This is a genomic window from Citrobacter sp. Igbk 17 (assembly GCF_028069775.1).
Classification (GTDB): Bacteria; Pseudomonadota; Gammaproteobacteria; order Enterobacterales; family Enterobacteriaceae; genus Citrobacter.
Map to the genome: position 1 here is coordinate 1 of NZ_JANEWI010000083.1, position 919 is coordinate 919.

The window sequence follows — 919 nt, forward strand, 5'->3', positions numbered from 1 at the left end:
TGATTCAGACTCTGGGCTGCTCCCCGTTCGCTCGCCGCTACTGGGGGAATCTCGGTTGATTTCTTTTCCTCGGGGTACTTAGATGTTTCAGTTCCCCCGGTTCGCTTCATTACGCTATGTATTCACGNAATGATAGTGTGACGAATCACACTGGGTTTCCCCATTCGGAAATCGCCGGNTATAACGGTTCATATCACCTTACCGACGCTTATCGCAGATTAGCACGTCCTTCATCGCCTCTGACTGCCAGGGCATCCACCGTGTACGCTTAGTCGCTTAACCTCACAACCCGAAGATGTTTCGTAAAACANCACCGTGTTGCGAAAATTTGAGAGACTCGAACACACCGCTTTTCATTTCTTATTACGGAGAAATGAAACAGTGTGTCGTTTCAATTTTCAGCTTGATCCAGATTTTTAAAGAGCAAAACTTCGCAGTGAACCTTTTCAGGTACACTCTGAAGTTTTCTTGTGTTTTTGCAGTAAAGATGGTGGAGCTATGCGGGATCGAACCGCAGACCTCCTGCGTGCAAAGCAGGCGCTCTCCCAGCTGAGCTATAGCCCCATCGTAGTTATCTCATTCACCTTAATTTTTGTTGAAGCAAGGCGTGGTGACACGAAGCATACTGAAGTATGTGAGTGTCGCCGCAACGCGGCATCAGCAAAAATTTGGTAGGCCTGAGTGGACTTGAACCACCGACCTCACCCTTATCAGGGGTGCGCTCTAACCACCTGAGCTACAAGCCTGCAGAGATTTTCTTACTGCTAATTTTCATCAGACAATCTGTGTGGACACTACAAAGAACGTTTCTTTAAGGTAAGGAGGTGATCCAACCGCAGGTTCCCCTACGGTTACCTTGTTACGACTTCACCCCAGTCATGAATCACAAAGTGGTAAGCGCCCTCCCGAAGGTTAAGCT

2 tRNA genes and 2 rRNA genes are annotated in these 919 nt (G+C 48.0%); all 4 read right to left on the reverse strand.

The window, feature by feature from the left end:
- Positions 1-282: ribosomal RNA gene (locus NNO08_RS22845) — 23S ribosomal RNA — on the reverse strand; the annotation flags it as partial.
- Between the two features lie 206 nt (positions 283-488).
- A tRNA-Ala gene (locus NNO08_RS22850) sits at positions 489-564 on the reverse strand.
- Positions 565-669: 105 nt separating this feature from the next.
- A tRNA-Ile gene (locus tag NNO08_RS22855) sits at positions 670-746 on the reverse strand.
- Between the two features lie 71 nt (positions 747-817).
- A 16S ribosomal RNA gene (locus tag NNO08_RS22860) occupies positions 818-919 on the reverse strand; the annotation flags it as partial.